A 17961-nucleotide genomic window follows, 5' to 3' on the forward strand; every position below is an offset into this window, starting at 1 on the left:
TATAGGAAAATTTTAGCCTTTTTAGAAGTATAATCAAAACTCCAAATACAGTTTTTAATATTTAATTCTTGCTTTTCTGCCAGGGAAACTTTCCTTCTAATTCAACCTGGAGCGAAAGGCTTAAGAAGGTTCTAATTAAAACTATTAAACCTAAAATAGATACAGATTTTAATGTGGGTTTAGTAACCACGGTGGCCATTATGTCTGCCGCAATTAAAATTTCCAACCCTAAAAGAATAGATTTTCCAACCGACTGCCGCAGCTCTATGTAAGTAACAGGTTTCCTATTCCTCATCGAAAACATAAATTTACCGATGGCGTATAATGAGCCAAGGAAAATAGTTAAAACACCAATGGCTTCAGTTATTTTTGCAACATAATTAATATAGATTTCAATGTTCTCCATTCCGCTTATAAGTTTTATCTAGCAATCCATTAGACAACCATATTCAACCTTATTTATGAGTAAGTTAATTATTTTCTATTAAAAACACATCATCTATTGGCGGTAGCATTTCTGGTGATTTTATTATTCTTCTATTTCACGCTAAATCTCAATCGTCCATTCTAATTCTATAGATTGAAATCACTCAATAGCTAATCCTTAAATAGGATCATAAAAAAAACTTATCTACATGGATAAGTTTTTTTTAAAAGCTAATAGAATATTAGCTCCATATATGTTAGCGACTAATCTTTTTCGGTAGGTGTTAATTCATAACCCATTTTTTGCGCTACGGCTAAACTATTATAATAGATTATTGAATTCTGTATCTTTCCATCTTCAACTTTTGCAGTTAAATGATAGGGAAGGTTGATATCTGTATCATTTTCTGTAAACGAATAAGTGCCCCAAATAGAAACCCAATCTCCTTCGTATTCTCCACTTAATACTCTCCAGGTATTCACAACATATTCATTATTTTGGTTGGTACGCAGTTTATGAATTTGCGTCCAGTTTTCGATTACGTCTTCTTTGGTTTCACTGTCACCGTCGCTGGGTCCACTGCCGCTAAAATCGTCAGCCAGTAGACTTTTGGCTTTATCCAGGTTATTATTTACCAGGGCATCTAAGTAATCGGCAACTACTTTAAGGTCTTCCTCGGCAGTTGGATTTTGGGTTACAACTTCGTTGAAATTCATCTCCTGAGCGATTGTGATTTGTCCTATACAAAGGACTACTGCAAGTGCTAATATTTTTAATGTTTTCATTTTAAATTATTTAAGAATTAATAGTCGATTAAATATATAAGTAACTGATATTCAGTAAAACCCACAAGACATCAAGGACGAAAGCACCAATTCACTTCCCGAAAAGGCCAAATTATTGACCGAAGACGTTTATAGAAATTGATTATCGAGCAAAATCAAATTCAATATGAGTACCCTTATCTATACGTTCCCTCATTTTTCCGTTGAGTTGTTGGGTAAGTAGTTTTACTAATTGCGAACCAAACCCGGTACCAATAGGAGCAAGCCCCCTGGTTTTACCTACACCATTATCCCTGATCTCTAATTTTAAATTTTGATCACTATCTTTTTCTAAACTGATATTAATAAGGCCTTGTTGCTGTTCAGGAAATGCATATTTGAGCGCATTAGTAAGTAACTCATTTACAATAAGACCTATGGGAACCGCCGTATCTACATCAAGTTCCAGGTTATCCATGGCAAGCTCAATTCTCACTTTATTTGATGCATCAAAACTATCCAGGATACCTTCACTCAGATTTATAAAATAATCCTTCATCTCAATACTTCCCAGGTTTTCCCCCTGATATAATTTTTGATGAATAATTCCCATAGATTGCACCCTATTCTGGCTGGCTATCATCGCGTCTTTGGTGGCCGGATCTTCTATTTGTGCCGATTGCAAGGCAATTAAGCTTTTCACCATTTCTAAATTATTCTTTACGCGGTGATGAATTTCTTTCAGCAACAATTCTTTTTCGGCATTTTTAGCCCGTATAATTTTAGTGGCTTTTTTGTTCTTGTAGAAGAAATAAAGTAAGGATAGTAAAAACAATAATAAGAGCGAGGCAATCACGATAAAGAGCGTTTGTGTCTTACTTTTTTGTTCAATTAAAACAGCTTGAGATGCTAAGGCTTCATCCTTTTTCCCGGTTTCATATTTTATAGCCATTTCAGATTCAATACTACTAATTTTGTCTTCCAGCATCTTTTCTGAATTAGCATAAGCTTTTTCTCTATAGTGCAATGCTTTCTCAAAATCTCCCAATTGCCTATAAGCTTCGGCCAGATCTAAATAAGGTTCTACAAAACCTATTTGTCCCTTTTCTTCATAAGAATTTACACCAGCTAAAAGGTGATCTAAAGCCTGCTCATATTCTTCCTGCAACAAATAAATCTTTCCTATCTCGGTGCGATAAGTGGCACAACGTTCCTCTCCTATATGTGTTATACACAGCTGCCAGGCTTTTAGATAATCTTTTAAAGCATTATCATAATCTTTTGCTTTGGTATAGACTTCTCCGCGGTAGGAATATGCTCTAACCGGCACAAAAATCTCTTCAGGTACTTTTGTTCTCACAATTTCCAGGCAAACTTCTGTGGCTTCGTAGGCTTTTTGATACTCTCCCAATTCGCCATAACCAATAATTAAATTGAATTGAGCAATGGCTAAAGCGCTATAGTTTTTGGTCTTTTCCAATAAAGGAATCGCTTGATTGGTGTAGCTTATAGATTTTTCAAAATCTCCCGTAACCCGATATTTAACCCCTAAAGTTCGATACGCGCTTCCCAAACCGGAATCGTCACCTAATTCTTCATATAAAGCTATTGACTTGAATAGTACTTCCTGTGCTTTTTCTAATTCCCCTGTGTTCAAGTAATCTATAGAAAGAGAGCGGTAGGCATCTGCAATTTTCTTTTTATTATTCGCCTTTAAATAATAACCCAATGCTTTTTCAGCGTGATGCACCACCGAGTCTGGTGAAAAAAAGCCATTATAAGAATGCCAGCTGGCTAAAGATTCGTGGATTTGAGCAGTTATACTATCTGGCGCTGATTTTAACCCTCGTTCTAGAGTTTTTAGTGCCAGGGGATGAAATTCGTCTAAATACTCCCCTGAAGTTTCATGAGATTGCATCCAACTAAGGCTGGAGTCTATTGGTTGCACGCTTAAATTTTTAGACTGCGAAAAGCATAGCCCGAAAGAAAAACAAACCAGTATAATTGTGAAAATTATTTTTTTCATACCTATTGAAATACTGGGGGCAGGAATTATACTAGGCATGAATATACAACATTCTCTATTAAAATTTACCGGAATAAATTCATAATAACCTGTAAAACAATTAATTCAAGGTGATCACGAATAATTCAGAAAGAAAAAAGCACAAACAAGGTTCTCCTTTTTCTTTATTTGTTCTCGTCGGGATGTAGCTATTTATAAAACCACAGAATGAAATTTCACCTTGCTCTATTAGCAATAGAAGACTTTTAAAAAGTATCTTTTAATTAAAATCATAATCTCAAAAAGATAGTATCTTAGAGAAGTAGTACATTAAAAATGAAAGAGATACTGATCAAAAAATATGTGATCTACTTATTCGGGGGGTCAATTTTTATTTTTTTACTGAATAAGCTGTACTTCAGAAGCTGGATTTTTAAAAACGATGTCCCTGAATTTCTTCATATCCTTAGCTTTTCAATTCCGAACCTTATAGAAGCGATTATTGCCACTCTAATTTTGACCGGAATTCTATTGCAAGTACGAGAACACTTCAATAAGAAATTCGGCTTTATAAAAACCTTGCATATTCATTTAATCGCGTTAGGCCTCGCTACAGTTTATGTAATATCTCAAGAACTAAAATTTCACAACTTAGGTGGAAATAACGTTTATGATCTTAATGATCTAGTAGCTTCAATTACTGGATTAATTGGAACTTTTGTAATAATTAGAATGTTTGGATTTACTCGATAATCAAGATTTAAATGCTTTGTCCCGAATCATCGAGATGCCTAGAAATAAAAAAAATCCATTTAATGCTTCGTGAGCTTGCTCCGAAGTAGTTTACTTTTTAGTATAATCTATCCCTAAATCGTTATTACGGACATCCTTTAGTTTAAGTTTGAGAGCCTTTTGCATTTCTGTAACAACATTGGCATATAAGGGGTTATAAGCCAAATTATTAAACTGTTGGGAATCAATTTTCATATTATATAATTCCATTCCTGCACCGGCATCTTCATCATATTGAATATAAGCCCAATCTTTGTTTCTTATCAAAAATGATTCACCGCCCTGGGTGACCGAAAATACCATATCCCGCACTTCAAAATCAGGATTATCTAAAGTTTTCCCTATATCCTTACCCTGTAAATCTTTAGAATATTCCAGCCCTACCAGGTTGGCTACTGTGGGATATAGATCAAGCAGTTCTACAAACGAATTACTAACCGCCGGTTTCTTTCCGGGAACTTTAATAATTAATGGTACACGCACCGATTCTTCGTGCAAACTTACTTTCATCCAATAACGATGCTCGTTTAAATGAAATCCGTGATCTGAGGTAAAAATAACAATGGTATTATCTTCTAATCCCTCCTCTTCTAAAGTTTTTAGCACTTTGCCCACCTGGGCATCCATAAACGAAACTGAAGCATAATAGCCTGCTATGGCCTTTTTTTCTTGTTCCTCTGTCATTTGTGCGTTCACGCTGTTTACATAGTTAATACCTCGTTGAGGTATATCATCCCAATCATTTGCTACCTGGGGAGGCAATATCATCTCCCTGTAAGGATAGGACTTAAAATATTCTTTAGGAGCTACAAACGGTACGTGCGGCCTAACAAAACCAACCGCTAAAAAGAAAGGTTCATTTTTATGTTCCCTGATTAAACTAGATGCCTTTTCGGCAGTTTTTCCGTCAGATTGAATACTGTCGCCTCCTTCAGCCCTTACAATAGTCATCACATTCCCACCTTTGCGTGGTTTATTGCCATAAGGGTTATTCTGAACCAGTTCGGCATCTCCTTCAGATTTCCATTCGGGGGCCTGGCTATTAAAACGTTCTGTCCAGGATGCAGCGTCATCTTCTCCATTAGAACCAGTTTCAATATCTATAGGAATACCCATGTGAAAAATTTTACTCACCCTTGCTGCATAATACCCATGGTCCTTGAATAATTGAGACCATGATTTTCGTTGAGGCCCCATATTCTCTCTTCCGCTTACATATCCATAAGTAGTGCTTGCATTTGGGTAATATCCAAACATCATAGACGCCCTGGAAGGTCCACAAACCGGATACTGAGAGTAAGCCCGGGTATATTTCACACTTTGCGAAGCTAATTTATCAATATTAGGAGTTTTTGGTATAGGATTTCCATAGGCCGAAACCGCAGTTGTGGTAAGATCATCTGCGATAATAAAAAGCACATTGTATTTTTTTTCTTGAGCCTGAATTGCCGTTATCCCTATAAAAAATGCAAAAAGTATTAATCTGGTCATTCCTGGTGTTTTATTATTTAATTATATATTCTCAATAAATATTAAATTATATCTCTACAGCTAAATTATAAGAATAAATATCTAAAAAACACTTCTATTCCCGCTATTAATAATGCTTTTTTGCCCCCATATCTTCAAAAAGAATAATAACAATTTACGCTAAAAAGCAAGAAAAAATCCTGGTTCAATAAAAACAAAAGCTTTGAGTAAGCTTAGTTTTTTGAGCAATAAAAAAGTCCACAACCTCGTGTAGACTTTTCTATTTTGTGGCTTCTGCAGAATTGGCTACGCTTTTCCTGGTAAAGCTCCGCTTTGAAAATAAAAAAATCTCACTTTCAAATTCAAGCGAGCTTGATATGACGTGAGATTTTTTTATTAATTCGTGACCCCGGCAGGATTCAAACCTGCAACCCTCAGAGCCGAAATCTGATGCGCTATTCAGTTGCGCCACGGGGCCGTTATTTTGTTAGCTTTTAGCTTTTAGCTTTTAGCTTTTAGCTTTTAGCTTTTAGCAAAAACTAAAAAATATTTCCTTTAAAATTTATTTTGAATAATTACTTACTCAATTTCTTCTTAACAATAGTAGAAATTGTTTTACCATCGGCTCTACCAGCCAATTCTGCACTGGCCATTCCCATCACCTTTCCCATATCCTGCATTCCGCTGGCTCCGGTTTTAGCGATGACCTCGTCTACTTTAGCTTCAATCTCAGCTTCGCTTAACTGTTCTGGTAAAAAAGACTCGATCACAGCAGCTTGCTTTTCTTCAGGCTCTGCCAGGTCTGGTCTATTTTGTTCCCGGTATATAGCAGCACTGTCTTTACGTTGCTTCACCAATTTTTGCAAGATTTTTAACTCTTCATCTTCGGTTAAACCATCTTTGGCAGAACTTTCGGTATTTGCCAATAAAATAGCACCTTTTACCGATCGTAAAGCTTCTAGCTTTTCTCTGTCTTTAGCCTTCATAGCAGCCTTCATCTCTGCCATTACTTTATCCTGTAAACTCATATATAACTTGTGTCCTTTCCGCGCAGACGGAAATCTAATTATTGTAATTCCCCTCTCGATAATTATCCGGAGCAGAAATCTAAATTACGCAGCGAAGATAAAATTTTAAAATTAAAAAGCCCACTTATTCTCCTTTGAAAATTAAGTATCTTGAAACTTCAAACGCAGCTTTTATTATGAAAAACCTCTTTATTACTACCCTACTTCTTTTAAGCTTTTCAATTTCAGCACAAGAACGATTTATAGACAATGCTTTTAATCTACAAAACACGGTAACCAGAACATACGCTACTAAAAATGGTGAAGCTTTAAAGCTGGATATTTATCAGCCTGAAAAAGATACCATGCAACAACGGCCTGTCATTATTTTTATGCACGGTGGTGGCTTCGCTGGTGGAACACGAACCAATCCCGCCGAAGTTAAATTTGCAGAAAACGCGGCCAAAAAAGGATACGTTGCAGTGCAGATCTCTTACAGGTTAACCCGCAAAGGACAATCTTTTGGTTGCGATTATAAAGCCTCCGGAAAAATAGAAACCTTTAAACTGGCTGCCGAAGACTTTATGGATGCGGTTAATTTTATGGTGAAAAATAAAGACGAATACGGTATAGATACTTCCAAAATAATCGTGGGAGGAAGCAGCGCCGGGGCCGAAGCAGTTCTAAACGCCGTCTATAACGACAGGCTAATGTTTAAAGACCCTGCTAAATACAAGAACATAGATTTTGTCGGGGTTTTCTCTCTTGCCGGCGCCATTGTAGATTCGCGATATATTACTGAAGAAAACGCCGTTCCCGGAATATTTTTCCACGGAACCGAAGATAATCTGGTGCCTTACGCAACCGCACCTCATCACTGGTGTGATCCAAACCAGCCGGGATATATTATGCTGGACGGCTCCAGAACAATTACCCAAAAGCTGGCAAATTTAAATACCGCTTATATGCTTTATAGTTTTAAAGGCGGAAAACACGAACATTCAGGGATGCCTTTTAACTATTTACCGGAAGTTTTTGAGTTTTTCAACGAGGTATTGCTGAATGGAGAAAATCAACAAATTGAAGTCTGGAGATAAGATTACCCACGTTTTATGTATGAAGAATCTTTGGCAATGCCTATGCTTATGCAATTTCCCGGTGTAATTGAAGCAGGGAGCGAAATTGATGCTCTGACCCAAAATCTGGATTTTGCGCCAACTTTCCTGGATTTTGCTAGTGCTGAAATCCCCGAAGCAATGCAAGGTAGGTCTCTGCGTTCCTTAATGAACAACTCCGTTTCTGATGAAGATTTTAGAAATGGCATTTATTATCACTACTATGATTTCCCAGCCTTTCATATGGTAAAAAGGCATTACGGAATTAGAACCGACCGATTTAAATTAATGCATTTTTATGATGATATTGATGTTTGGGAAATGTACGATTTGCAGGAAGACCCAAATGAAATGGATAATATTTACACTAATCCAAAATATGCCGAGGTTAGAAAAGAGCTACATTCTAACCTGGATTCCCTTCAGCAAAAATATAAGGTCACCGAAGAAGAATTTGCTACAACCCCCAAAACTAAGGTAAATCAAGCTTACAGAAACTTTGCACGAATGGCAGGAGAAAACCCAAAAAATTATCCCGGTTATAAAAATGAATAGTTTTCATAACTAAATTAAGAAATATTAGTAATTATTCCGACTTATTGGATTTTTTCCTATTTTTGATTCAAATTTCAGAATTATGATGTTTGACCGAATAAAGGAGAAATTAGAAATTCTTGCCGATGCTGCCAAATATGATGTTTCCTGCTCCAGTAGCGGCAGTAAACGGAGTAACAAAAATAAAGGTTTGGGAAATTCAGATGGAATGGGAATTTGCCATTCTTATACCCAGGATGGCCGCTGTGTTTCCCTACTTAAAATTCTTCTCACTAATCATTGTATTTTTGATTGCGCCTATTGCGTAACCCGCCAAAGTAACGATATTAAAAGAGCTGCTTTTAAAGTCCAGGAGGTAGTAGATCTAACAATTAATTTTTACCGAAGAAATTATATTGAAGGGCTATTTTTAAGCTCTGGCATATTCAAGGATGCCGATTTCACTATGGAGCGACTTATACGCGTGGCAAAGAAACTGAGACTGGAAGAAAACTTTAACGGTTATATTCATTTAAAATCTATTCCCGGTGCAAGTGACGAGCTTATGCGCGAAGCCGGCTTATATGCCGATAGGCTAAGTGTGAATATTGAAATTCCAACAGTCTCCGGTCTAAAGAAACTTGCTCCAGAAAAAAATCATTCAGACTTTATTAAACCAATGAATAAAGTAAAGAATGAAATCATACAGTATAATTCTGAAAAAAAATTAATTAAAAGTACACCAAAGTATGCGCCTGCGGGGCAAAGCACCCAAATGATTGTTGGAGCCTCGGGAGAAAGTGACCGGGAAATTATGCTTTCGGCAAATTATTATTATAAAAACTACAATATGAAACGGGTGTATTACTCCGGCTATGTCCCTATTAGTAACGACCCAAGGCTACCATCACTAGGCTCACAAGTTCCTATGTTAAGAGAAAACCGCCTTTATCAAACAGATTGGCTAATGAGATTCTACGGATTTAATGTAAACGAATTATTAAATCAGCAATTTCCTAATTTAGATGTAGAAATAGATCCTAAACTAAGTTGGGCCTTGAGGAATCAACATCAGTTTCCAGTAGATGTAAATAGTGCCGAAAAAGAAATGTTATTGCGAATTCCTGGAGTTGGTTTAAAGTCTGCTCATAAAATACTTCAGGCCAGGAGGTTTAGAAAACTAAATTACGATCATCTAAAAGCTATAGGCGTTGCTTTAAACCGCGCCCGTTATTTTATTATCTGTGACTCCAGAGGCTGGGAAACGCGAGACCTTGGGCCAGCCAAAATAAAATCTTTAATTCTCCGAAATTCCATTGGGAAATTCCGGAAAGATTATAGCAGTCAATTAAGCTTATTTTAAAATGAAACCAACTACCTGTCTTATCTACGATGGCACATTCAAAGGTTTACTTACTTGCGTTTATACTGTTTTTGAGGAAAAAATACTTGTAAATAATATTCTCCCGCCGGGCACTCCTCAAACTGAAATGTTTGCCGAAAATATTGAGGTCCTTACAGATGAAGGTAAAGCTAAGCGTGTTTGGAAAGGGTTTATAAAATATGCTACTCAACGTGGTCAAAATGCGGTCTATTACGCTTACCTGAGTGAAATACCCAAGATTGAACTTGATATTTTAAGGTATATGCAGCACACCTTTAATTGCAAGACGAGTGTTGATGGTGATTTTACTAATACTCACGTTTTAAAAATTGCGCAAACTGCTAAAAAGGTGGGAAGGGAAAAACATAGAATGGAAGCTTTTGTTAGGTTTCAGCTTACTAAAGACAATATCTATTTCTCTAATATTGAACCTGATTTCAATGTACTTCCAATAATTGAAAAGCATTTCACTTCCCGCTATAGCGATCAACAATGGATTATTTATGACCTAAAACGCAATTTTGGGTTATATTATGACTTAGAAAAGCCGAAAATAATTCATATTAATTTTTCCGAAAATTCGACTTTATCAGAAGAAAAAGAGCATTTATTTGATACTTCAGAAATTGAATTTCAGAAATTATGGAAGAAATATTTTGAAGCAACCACCATCAAGTCCCGCATAAATACTAGGCTTCACAAACAACACATGCCTAAACGTTACTGGAGATATTTGAGTGAAAAGAATCCCTTGCATAATTAAAAAATAGTTTAAATTTGTTGCTTCAACTAATTAAACAAATTCTAAAATGAAAAAATTATTTTTACTTTTTGCTGTTGCAACAATGTCTCTTTCTATCTACTCTTGTAGAGAGACTACTGAAGAAAAAACTGAAGACGCTATGGAGTCTGCAGGTGAAGATATAGAAAACGCAGCTGACGAAGCCGGAAACGAACTTGAAGAGGCTGGAAACGAAATTGAAGCAGAAGCTGAAGAAGCTGAGGCTGAAATGGAAGAAGAAATGAACGAAGACGATAACATGTAATCGTCTTATTCTTAAAAATTCTAAAAGCTGCTTTCTTTACAGAAAGCAGCTTTTTTTAATTAATATTGAAAGTAATAAAATGAAAAAAAAAGTATTAATTTTAATCGCCGTTTTTTGCTTGAGCTTATATTCATGTCGTGAAACAACCCAGGAAAAAACAGAAGATGCTGTGGAAGCCATCGGCAAAGACATTGAAGACAATGTAAACAAGGCTGGCGACAAAGTTAAAGAAGGCGCAAAAAAAGTTAAAGAGAGTGCTAAAAAGGTAGAAAAAGAGATCGATGAAGAGCTTCACAACTCCAATGATCACTAACAAAAAAGATTTTAATAAAAGATTGAGACTGTTTTTACTGTTTATTAAGCTGAGATAATATTATAAACAGTAGCCTTAGTTAGTGGCTCTCTGGAAAAAGCACAGAACAACTTAAAAGCAGCCTTATTTTTTACGTTCTATTACATAATTCACCATAAGTTCCAGAGATTCCCGGTAAGGAGAGGCAGGATAATCTTCCAGGATCACTAAAGCTTCCTGCTGAAATTCTTTCATACGCTTTACGGCATATTCCAATCCGTCTTTATCCTTTACAAACTGGATTACTTCATTTACCCGCTTCTTATCCTTGTTGTGATTTTTAACCGAATTAATCACCCAGTCCTTTTCTTTCTTGTTCGAATTATTTAGAGCATAGATTAATGGCAAAGTCATTTTTTGCTCTTTAATATCAATACCCGTAGGCTTTCCTATTTTTTCGTTGCCATAATCAAAAAGATCATCTTTTATCTGGAAAGCCATACCAATCAACTCTCCAAATTTTCGCATTTTCTCAACGGCATCAGAATCTGGTTTTACCGAAGCCGCACCTAAACTACAGCAAGCAGCGATAAGGGTAGCGGTTTTTTGCCGAATAATATCGTAATAAACATCCTCTGTAATATCCAGCCTTCTGGCTTTTTCAATTTGCAGCAGTTCCCCTTCACTCATTTCCCTTACAGCAACAGAGATTATTTTTAATAGATCAAAATCATTGTTATCTATAGACAGCAATAAACCTTTGGAAAGTAAATAATCACCCACTAAAACAGCAATTTTATTCTTCCACAAAGCATTTATACTAAAGAATCCCCGGCGGCGGTTAGAATCATCTACCACATCATCATGTACCAAAGTGGCGGTGTGTATAAGTTCTATTACTGAAGCTCCGCGGTAAGTACGCTCGTTCACCTTACCTTCTGAAACCATTTTGGCGACCAGAAAAACGAACATAGGCCGCATCTGCTTTCCTTTACGGTTTACAATATAATGGGTTATTCTATTAAGAAGGGCGACTTTAGAAGACATAGCCTCCAGGAACTTTCTTTCAAAAAGTTCCATCTCTTTCTCTACCGGAAGTTTTATTTGGGAAATTACTTTCATTAAGCCACCAAAGATAATTATTTATAGAGAATATTTAGTGACGCTTTTCCGTCAAAATCAAGAATATTAGCCATGTTTGAAAGGTTACAAAAAATTGTAATTTTGAGCAAGGATTTAAAAATTAAAAAATATTTTAAGCTGATTTATTTGCTAATTGACCACAAGCAGCATCTATATCTTTTCCGCGAGATCGTCTTACGGTAACCGTAATACCATTTCGCTCTAAAATTTGTTGATACATATCTGTAGCTTTAGCAGAAGCCTGCTGAAAGTTTCCATCGTCTATTGGGTTATATTCAATCAAATTCACCTTACACGGCACGTAATTACAAAAACGCACTAAAGCCTCTGCATCTTTACGAGTATCGTTAATATCTTTCCATACAATATATTCGTAAGTAATTCGGCTTTTGGTTTTTGAGTACCAGTATTCTAAAGATTCCCTAAGATCTTTTAGTGGAAAGGTTTCATTAAAAGGCATTATTTTAGTCCGTACCTCATCGGTTGCGGCGTGAAGCGAAACTGCAAGTTTTATTTTAGTTTCATCATCAGCCAATTTTTTAATTATTTTAGGTACGCCAGATGTAGAAATAGTAATACGTTTAGGAGACATCCCTAAACCTTCTGGAGAAGTAATCTTTTCAACTGCCTTCATTACATTCTTATAGTTCATAAGTGGCTCGCCCATTCCCATAAAAACAATATTGCTTAAAGGCCTGTCAAAATACAAACGACTTTCATTATCTATAGCAACTACCTGATCGTAAATTTCATCTGGATTCAGGTTTCGCATTCTTTTTAAGCGGGCGGTTGCGCAAAATTGGCAATCTAAACTGCAACCTACCTGTGAAGAAACACAAGCCGTAGTTCTGGTAGCCGTAGGAATTAAAACCGATTCCACGGTGAGCTGATCGTGTAGCTTCACGGCATTTTTAATGGTCCCGTCACTACTGCGCTGCATCCGGTCTACCCGAATATGATTTATCACAAAATTCTCGTCCAGCATTTCACGCGTAGCTTTAGAGATATTGGTCATCGCTTCAAAGCTATGCGCACCTTTGTTCCAAAGCCATTCATAAACCTGGCTTCCACGGAAAGATTTATCGCCATTGGCCACAAAAAAATCCTGCAATTGTGCTTTGGTAAGTGCTCGTATGTCTTTCTTCTTATTTATCACGCTGCAAAAGTACTAAGAATTAAAGGATTTTTAAGTTAAGCCAAAGCTAATACCAATTTAACCATGTAATAACGCATTCAAACTCGTTCATTTTCCGCTCTATTTTCTTGCTCATAATTTCCATAGTTATGGCTATGCAAATCAATCACAGCGTCACAGACAAAAAAAGCAACTTCGTTTTCTGCGCGACATTGAAAAATTAAGTTGATAAGTGTTTTAATTTCTGAACTTAAGCTAAACAAAAAGCCACAACTTAATTTTTTAAGCTGTGGCTTTTTATTCAATTTCTTTTAAAAACTAGATAATCAACATCGCATCTCCATAAGTATAGAAACGATATTTTTCTCTTACTGCTTCTTCATAAGCACGCTTCATAAAATCATGACCTGCAAAGGCAGAGATCATCATAAGTAGCGTAGATTTTGGCGTATGGAAATTAGTGATCATACAGTTTGCAATACTAAAATCGTAAGGAGGAAAGATAAATTTATTGGTCCATCCACCAAACTCATTCAAAGTATGGTTTGAAGACACAGCGCTTTCCATAACACGCATAACAGTAGTACCTACCGCACAAACTCTTCTGTTTTCGCGTTTAGCCCTATTAATAGTTTCAGTTGCTTTCTTTTCAATAAAAGCTTCTTCACTATCCATTTTATGTTTGCTAAGATCTTCTACCTCAACCGGGCTAAAAGTTCCTAAACCAACGTGTAGCGTAACTTCAGCAAAATCTACCCCTTTAATTTCCAAACGCTTTAAAAGGTGTTTAGAAAAGTGCAGACCCGCAGTTGGTGCTGCTACAGCTCCTTCTTCTTTAGCGTAAATGGTCTGGTAACGCTCCTGATCTTCAGGTTGCACGTCACGTTTTATATATTTTGGTAGTGGAGTTTCCCCTAGTTCCTTTAGTTTCTTTCTGAAATCTTCATAAGAACCATCATAAAGAAAACGAAGCGTTCTTCCGCGGGAAGTAGTATTATCTATAACTTCTGCCACCAAACTTTCGTCGTCCCCAAAATAAAGTTTATTTCCAATTCTAATTTTTCTGGCAGGATCTACAAGTACATCCCAAAGTTTAGTTTCTGGATTTAATTCTCTTAAAAGGAATACTTCAATCCGCGCACCGGTTTTCTCTTTATTTCCATATAAGCGCGCCGGAAAAACCTTGGTATTATTTAATACCATGACATCTTCTGGCTCAAAATAATCTAGAATATCTTTAAATTGTTTATGCTCAATTGTTTGTTCTTTTCGGTTAAGAACCATAAGCCTTGCTTCATCCCTGTTCTCTGAAGGATACTCGGCCAAAAGTTCATCCGGAAGTTCAAAATTGAAGTGTGAAAGTTTCATTCCCATAATTGAATTTTTAGAAGGCGCAAATATACAATCTCAAGATAGGCGTTGTCAAGTATTTAGGCGTTTATTTAAAAAATGCTTTGAATTTAGCATTTCTTAATCTCGAAATTGAGTTTTTGAAAATCTTCCCAGAAGCCGGGGTAAGATTTTGAAACTACCCCGGCATCTTCAATTTCAAAAGGAACTTTGAGCCCTAATGGCGCAAAAGCCATTGCCATACGATGATCGTTATAAGTAGCTACTGAAACATTTTCTAAAAATTCTTCCTCTGGAAAAAGCTCCAGGCTATCCTGGGTTACAGTCACCTTACTTCCAAATTTTTCGATTTCAGCTTTTAAAGCTTCCAGTCTATCGGTTTCCTTAATCTTCAAAGTATGCAAACCAGTTAAATAACAGGGCACATTTAAAGCCAAACAGGTTACCGCTATGGTTTGAGCGATATCGGGAGCATTTTGAAGGTTTTCTTTTATCTTTTTTGGTTTACCGCCAGGAAGTTTTTCTAAGATAATATAATCGTGTTCAAACTTAGTAGTCACCCCAAATTGCTTATAGATCTCTGCTAAACAGGAATCTCCCTGTAAACTGGTTTCTCTATAAGTGCTCAATTTAAGTTCAGCAGATTCGCTTATTGCCGCAAGGCTGTAATAATAAGAAGCAGAACTCCAATCTGACTCTACCGCTAAAGTTAGATTTTTTAATTGCTTTGCCGGTTCAATTTTAATAGTATTACCCTCAAAAGTTCCGCTTATGCCAGCTCTTTGCAAGAGCTCTAAAGTCATTTTAATATAAGGTGTAGAAGTAATTGTTCCTTCCAGGTTAATTTCCAGTCCATTGGGCAGGGAAGGCGCAGTAAGCATTAATGCCGAAATATATTGGCTACTAATGTTGGCTTCCAGACTTACCGTTTTGGCTTCTAGTTTTCTTCCTTTAATTCTAATTGGTGGATAACCTTCGTTATTTTCATAAGAAATATCGGCACCCATAGTTTTAAGAGCATCTACCAATAATTTAACCGGGCGTTCCTTCATTCTTTTACTTCCGGTTAAAACTACCTCTCTACCTTCTACCGTAGCAAAATAGGCCGTTAAAAAGCGCATCGCCGTACCTGCATGATGAATATCAATTAATTCGTCTTCACTCTTAAGTGCCTTTTGCAAGTAATGGGTATCGTCACTATTAGATAGGTTGTTAATCTCCAGATTTGGATATAAAGCTCGTAGAATCAACAAGCGATTAGATTCACTTTTAGAGCCAGTAATTTTAATATTTCCCGACAGATGCTTTTTGGTATTTGAGATCTCTAAATTCATTAATTAACTATATTAGTTTGCTGCATCCTTCTTATTTTTTGCTCTAAATTGCCCAAACGAGATTATAAAACCATAAGCAAAAGCAGCCAGGAACTGCCCCGCGATAAAGCGAAATAACTTACCATCTTCAGTACGTTCGGTAAAATAGGCTTTAAAATGAAATCCGCCGTATTCAAACAGCATACTTACAATATCATACACAATAAGGAAGCCCAACCCAAGCAATAAAACCGATTTCCAGAAGGCTTTTTGCGAAATCATCTCTTTGAATTTCATTATTTTAACTTTTGGTTATTATGATGCCTATCGTGATCCCTTTTTGTTTTCAAATCTAATTTTTTATCAAAAGCTTCCTGTAAATCAACCCCGGTTTGATTGGCAAGACATAACACTACAAACATTACATCTGCAAGCTCTTCTCCCAAATCTTTTTCTTTATCTGATTCCTTTTCACTTTGCTCACCATAACGGCGGGCAATTATCCTGGCTACTTCCCCTACTTCTTCGGTAAGTTGTGCCATATTGGTAAGCTCGTTAAAATACCGAACCCCATGTTCATTTATCCAGTGGTCTACCGCTTTTTGAGCGTTTTCTATGTTCATTTCTATTCTCTTTGTTTTGAATCTACAATTATCGTTACCGGCCCATCGTTAATTAACTCCACTTTCATATCTGCGCCAAACTCTCCACTTCCTACTGGCTTCCCTAAACTTTCTTCCAATTTTTTAAGGAATTTCTCATAAATTGGAACAGCAACATCAGGTTTTGCTGCTTTTATAAAACCTGGTCGGTTTCCTTTTTTAGTAGAAGCATGCAAGGTAAATTGGCTCACTACAATAGCATCACCATCTACATCTAATAAAGAAAGATTCATAGCTTCATTTTCATCATTAAAAATGCGCATTTTCACAATTTTATTACAAAGCCAGTCTATATCTTCCTGGGTATCTTCAGCTTCTATTCCCAGTAAAATTAGAAGCCCCTTACGCATCACTGCGTTAATCTCGTGGTTAATTTGCACCGAAGCTTTTGAAACCCTTTGTAAAACTACTCTCATTTTTTTGGATAAATATCTGCTCTGTAATTATCTTCTTCCCCTTCTAAAATCTGCAAATAACTTTTATAACGGCTCCAGGCGATTTCGCCTTCTTCCAGGGCATCTTTTACAGCGCATTTTGGCTCTTCCAGATGTAGACAATTATGAAATTTACAATCTTGTTTAAGTTCGAAGAATTCGGGAAAATAATCTCCCAATTCCTCACGTGCAATTTCTACAACCCCAAAACCTTTAATTCCCGGAGTATCAATAATTCTGGCATCAAAACTAAGGTCAAACATTTCAGCAAAAGTGGTGGTATGTTGCCCTTGTTTGTGTTGTTCTGAAATCTCTGAAGTTTTTAAATTCAAACCGGGCTCTATAGCATTTACCAAAGTAGACTTCCCCGTACCGCTGTGGCCGGCGAACATACTGGTTTTCCCGGTCATCATCTCTCTCACCTTTTCCACATTCTTCCCTGTTTTAGCTGAAATCCCTATACAATCGTAACCGGCATTTCTATACATTGCAGCAAGATATTTCACCTCTACCAGTTCATCTTCATTATAAGTATCTACTTTATTAAAAAGTAGCACCGCTTTTACGTGATACGCTTCCGCAGTAACCAAAAATCGATCTATAAAGGTGGTAAGTGTAGGCGGGTTATTAAGGGTAATCAGCAAAAATACCTGGTCTATATTAGACGCTATAATATGGGTTTGCTTAGAAAGATTAACCGATTTTCGAATAATATAATTCTCCCGTTTCCCAATCTCTTTAATCACTCCCTGCTCTGCACCTTCCTTATCTTCAATATCAAACTCCACGCGATCTCCCACAGCAACAGGATTGGTGCTCTTAATACCTTTAATCCTAAATTTCCCTTTAATTCGACAATCATAGAACTTTCCAGCTTCACTTTTTACCTGATACCAGCTTCCAGTAGATTTATAAACGGTTCCTTTCATTCACATTATGGTTTTAAGTGGCTGTTTGAGAATTCTAATTTCCGTCAAGCTGAACTTGTTTCAGCATCTAATATCTTAACAATTTAGATCCTGAAACAAGTTCAGGATGACGTCCATAAGTCAACCTTCAAACAGCCACTTTGCTAAAATAGCAAAAGC

Annotated in this window: 21 protein-coding genes and 1 tRNA gene; 7 read left to right on the forward strand and 15 right to left on the reverse strand. The window is 36.5% G+C overall.

Translation table 11 applies throughout. The features are described 5' to 3' along the window. Positions 1-61: 61 nt before the first annotated feature. From B5X51_RS12890 to B5X51_RS12900, 3 genes are all read right to left on the reverse strand, one after another. Positions 62-406 carry a DUF1622 domain-containing protein gene (locus B5X51_RS12890; protein ID WP_079721607.1) on the reverse strand — a complete coding sequence of 115 codons (345 nt, stop codon included), beginning with the start codon at positions 404-406 and terminating at the stop codon, positions 62-64. Between the two features lie 284 nt (positions 407-690). After that, positions 691-1212, reverse strand: a complete 522-nt coding sequence (locus tag B5X51_RS12895) for a nuclear transport factor 2 family protein (protein ID WP_079721608.1) — start codon at positions 1210-1212, stop codon at positions 691-693. Between the two features lie 142 nt (positions 1213-1354). Then, positions 1355-3139 (reverse strand): histidine kinase dimerization/phosphoacceptor domain -containing protein, encoded by a 1785-nt coding sequence (locus B5X51_RS12900; protein WP_217699553.1) that lies wholly within the window; start codon positions 3137-3139, stop codon positions 1355-1357. 393 nt (positions 3140-3532) lie between these two features. Between B5X51_RS12900 and B5X51_RS12905 the strand changes: the two genes are divergently transcribed. Continuing rightward, on the forward strand, positions 3533-3949 hold the full coding sequence (locus tag B5X51_RS12905) for a hypothetical protein (protein WP_079721610.1): 417 nt from the start codon (positions 3533-3535) through the stop codon (positions 3947-3949). Positions 3950-4039: 90 nt separating this feature from the next. Here the strand turns inward: B5X51_RS12905 and B5X51_RS12910 are convergent, their stop codons facing one another. The 3 genes from B5X51_RS12910 to B5X51_RS12920 all read right to left on the reverse strand — a co-directional run bounded on the left by B5X51_RS12910 (position 4040) and on the right by B5X51_RS12920 (position 6486). Beyond that, positions 4040-5479 carry a sulfatase gene (locus B5X51_RS12910; RefSeq protein ID WP_079721611.1) on the reverse strand — a complete coding sequence of 480 codons (1440 nt, stop codon included), beginning with the start codon at positions 5477-5479 and terminating at the stop codon, positions 4040-4042. A 383-nt stretch (positions 5480-5862) separates the two neighbouring features. Beyond that, positions 5863-5936, reverse strand: a tRNA-Arg gene (locus tag B5X51_RS12915). A 97-nt stretch (positions 5937-6033) separates the two neighbouring features. Continuing rightward, positions 6034-6486, reverse strand: a complete 453-nt coding sequence (locus B5X51_RS12920; RefSeq protein ID WP_079721612.1) for a GatB/YqeY domain-containing protein — start codon at positions 6484-6486, stop codon at positions 6034-6036. Positions 6487-6662: 176 nt separating this feature from the next. On the opposite strand from B5X51_RS12920, the gene B5X51_RS12925 reads away from it, so the two are divergent. The 6 genes from B5X51_RS12925 (at position 6663) to B5X51_RS12950 (ending at position 10857) form a co-directional block, all read left to right on the forward strand. Continuing rightward, entirely contained in the window at positions 6663-7562 is a 900-nt protein-coding gene (locus tag B5X51_RS12925) for an alpha/beta hydrolase (RefSeq protein ID WP_079721708.1), read from the forward strand. A gap of 15 nt (positions 7563-7577) precedes the next feature. Continuing rightward, entirely contained in the window at positions 7578-8135 is a 558-nt protein-coding gene (locus B5X51_RS12930) for a sulfatase/phosphatase domain-containing protein (protein ID WP_079721613.1), read from the forward strand. Positions 8136-8217: 82 nt separating this feature from the next. Next, complete coding sequence (locus tag B5X51_RS12935) at positions 8218-9477, forward strand: putative DNA modification/repair radical SAM protein (RefSeq protein WP_079721614.1); 1260 nt, start codon at positions 8218-8220, stop codon at positions 9475-9477. 1 nt (position 9478) lies between these two features. After that, positions 9479-10261, forward strand: a complete 783-nt coding sequence (locus B5X51_RS12940) for a TIGR03915 family putative DNA repair protein (protein WP_079721615.1) — start codon at positions 9479-9481, stop codon at positions 10259-10261. 46 nt (positions 10262-10307) lie between these two features. After that, complete coding sequence (locus tag B5X51_RS12945; RefSeq protein WP_079721616.1) at positions 10308-10544, forward strand: hypothetical protein; 237 nt, start codon at positions 10308-10310, stop codon at positions 10542-10544. A gap of 79 nt (positions 10545-10623) precedes the next feature. Next, a complete protein-coding gene (locus B5X51_RS12950) occupies positions 10624-10857 on the forward strand; it encodes a hypothetical protein (RefSeq protein ID WP_079721617.1) in 234 nt (77 codons plus the stop codon). 123 nt (positions 10858-10980) lie between these two features. Here the strand turns inward: B5X51_RS12950 and B5X51_RS12955 are convergent, their stop codons facing one another. The 9 genes from B5X51_RS12955 to rsgA form a co-directional block, all read right to left on the reverse strand. After that, entirely contained in the window at positions 10981-11958 is a 978-nt protein-coding gene (locus tag B5X51_RS12955; protein WP_079721618.1) for a polyprenyl synthetase family protein, read from the reverse strand. A 133-nt stretch (positions 11959-12091) separates the two neighbouring features. Continuing rightward, positions 12092-13135 (reverse strand): dual-specificity RNA methyltransferase RlmN, encoded by a 1044-nt coding sequence (rlmN, locus tag B5X51_RS12960; RefSeq protein ID WP_079721619.1) that lies wholly within the window; start codon positions 13133-13135, stop codon positions 12092-12094. 77 nt (positions 13136-13212) lie between these two features. After that, positions 13213-13419 carry a hypothetical protein gene (locus tag B5X51_RS15965; protein ID WP_079721620.1) on the reverse strand — a complete coding sequence of 69 codons (207 nt, stop codon included), beginning with the start codon at positions 13417-13419 and terminating at the stop codon, positions 13213-13215. A gap of 13 nt (positions 13420-13432) precedes the next feature. Beyond that, the gene (queA, locus tag B5X51_RS12970; RefSeq protein WP_176132762.1) at positions 13433-14488 is read right to left on the reverse strand and encodes a tRNA preQ1(34) S-adenosylmethionine ribosyltransferase-isomerase QueA; all 1056 of its coding nucleotides are present in this window, start codon (positions 14486-14488) and stop codon (positions 13433-13435) included. An 86-nt stretch (positions 14489-14574) separates the two neighbouring features. Further along, positions 14575-15798 (reverse strand): 3-phosphoshikimate 1-carboxyvinyltransferase, encoded by a 1224-nt coding sequence (gene aroA / locus B5X51_RS12975; protein WP_079721621.1) that lies wholly within the window; start codon positions 15796-15798, stop codon positions 14575-14577. A 12-nt stretch (positions 15799-15810) separates the two neighbouring features. Continuing rightward, the gene (locus B5X51_RS12980; RefSeq protein ID WP_079721622.1) at positions 15811-16074 is read right to left on the reverse strand and encodes a hypothetical protein; all 264 of its coding nucleotides are present in this window, start codon (positions 16072-16074) and stop codon (positions 15811-15813) included. Then, complete coding sequence (locus B5X51_RS12985) at positions 16074-16400, reverse strand: nucleotide pyrophosphohydrolase (protein ID WP_079721623.1); 327 nt, start codon at positions 16398-16400, stop codon at positions 16074-16076. Before B5X51_RS12985 ends, B5X51_RS12980 begins: the two co-directional genes overlap by 1 nt. A gap of 2 nt (positions 16401-16402) precedes the next feature. Next, the gene (gene dtd / locus B5X51_RS12990) at positions 16403-16855 is read right to left on the reverse strand and encodes a D-aminoacyl-tRNA deacylase (protein ID WP_079721624.1); all 453 of its coding nucleotides are present in this window, start codon (positions 16853-16855) and stop codon (positions 16403-16405) included. Continuing rightward, positions 16852-17802 (reverse strand): ribosome small subunit-dependent GTPase A, encoded by a 951-nt coding sequence (rsgA, locus tag B5X51_RS12995; protein WP_079721625.1) that lies wholly within the window; start codon positions 17800-17802, stop codon positions 16852-16854. Before rsgA ends, dtd begins: the two co-directional genes overlap by 4 nt. Positions 17803-17961: the final 159 nt, after the last annotated feature.

This window comes from Salegentibacter holothuriorum (assembly GCF_900168045.1).
GTDB classification, from domain to species: domain Bacteria; phylum Bacteroidota; class Bacteroidia; order Flavobacteriales; family Flavobacteriaceae; genus Salegentibacter; species Salegentibacter holothuriorum.

What these genes read in the sequence shown, in the direction of transcription:
- B5X51_RS12890 (WP_079721607.1), bottom strand. Translation starts at nt 406, where the DNA reads ATGGAGAACATTGAAATCTATATTAATTATGTTGCAAAAATAACTGAA.
- B5X51_RS12895 (WP_079721608.1), bottom strand. Translation starts at nt 1,212, where the DNA reads ATGAAAACATTAAAAATATTAGCACTTGCAGTAGTCCTTTGTATAGGA.
- B5X51_RS12905 (WP_079721610.1), top strand. Translation starts at nt 3,533, where the DNA reads ATGAAAGAGATACTGATCAAAAAATATGTGATCTACTTATTCGGGGGG.
- B5X51_RS12910 (WP_079721611.1), bottom strand. Translation starts at nt 5,479, where the DNA reads ATGACCAGATTAATACTTTTTGCATTTTTTATAGGGATAACGGCAATT.
- B5X51_RS12920 (WP_079721612.1), bottom strand. Translation starts at nt 6,486, where the DNA reads ATGAGTTTACAGGATAAAGTAATGGCAGAGATGAAGGCTGCTATGAAG.
- B5X51_RS12925 (WP_079721708.1), top strand. Translation starts at nt 6,663, where the DNA reads ATGAAAAACCTCTTTATTACTACCCTACTTCTTTTAAGCTTTTCAATT.
- B5X51_RS12930 (WP_079721613.1), top strand. Translation starts at nt 7,578, where the DNA reads ATGTATGAAGAATCTTTGGCAATGCCTATGCTTATGCAATTTCCCGGT.
- B5X51_RS12935 (WP_079721614.1), top strand. Translation starts at nt 8,218, where the DNA reads ATGATGTTTGACCGAATAAAGGAGAAATTAGAAATTCTTGCCGATGCT.
- B5X51_RS12940 (WP_079721615.1), top strand. Translation starts at nt 9,479, where the DNA reads ATGAAACCAACTACCTGTCTTATCTACGATGGCACATTCAAAGGTTTA.
- B5X51_RS12945 (WP_079721616.1), top strand. Translation starts at nt 10,308, where the DNA reads ATGAAAAAATTATTTTTACTTTTTGCTGTTGCAACAATGTCTCTTTCT.
- B5X51_RS12950 (WP_079721617.1), top strand. Translation starts at nt 10,624, where the DNA reads ATGAAAAAAAAAGTATTAATTTTAATCGCCGTTTTTTGCTTGAGCTTA.
- B5X51_RS12955 (WP_079721618.1), bottom strand. Translation starts at nt 11,958, where the DNA reads ATGAAAGTAATTTCCCAAATAAAACTTCCGGTAGAGAAAGAGATGGAA.
- queA (WP_176132762.1), bottom strand. Translation starts at nt 14,488, where the DNA reads ATGGGAATGAAACTTTCACACTTCAATTTTGAACTTCCGGATGAACTT.
- aroA (WP_079721621.1), bottom strand. Translation starts at nt 15,798, where the DNA reads ATGAATTTAGAGATCTCAAATACCAAAAAGCATCTGTCGGGAAATATT.
- B5X51_RS12980 (WP_079721622.1), bottom strand. Translation starts at nt 16,074, where the DNA reads ATGAAATTCAAAGAGATGATTTCGCAAAAAGCCTTCTGGAAATCGGTT.
- B5X51_RS12985 (WP_079721623.1), bottom strand. Translation starts at nt 16,400, where the DNA reads ATGAACATAGAAAACGCTCAAAAAGCGGTAGACCACTGGATAAATGAA.
- dtd (WP_079721624.1), bottom strand. Translation starts at nt 16,855, where the DNA reads ATGAGAGTAGTTTTACAAAGGGTTTCAAAAGCTTCGGTGCAAATTAAC.
- rsgA (WP_079721625.1), bottom strand. Translation starts at nt 17,802, where the DNA reads ATGAAAGGAACCGTTTATAAATCTACTGGAAGCTGGTATCAGGTAAAA.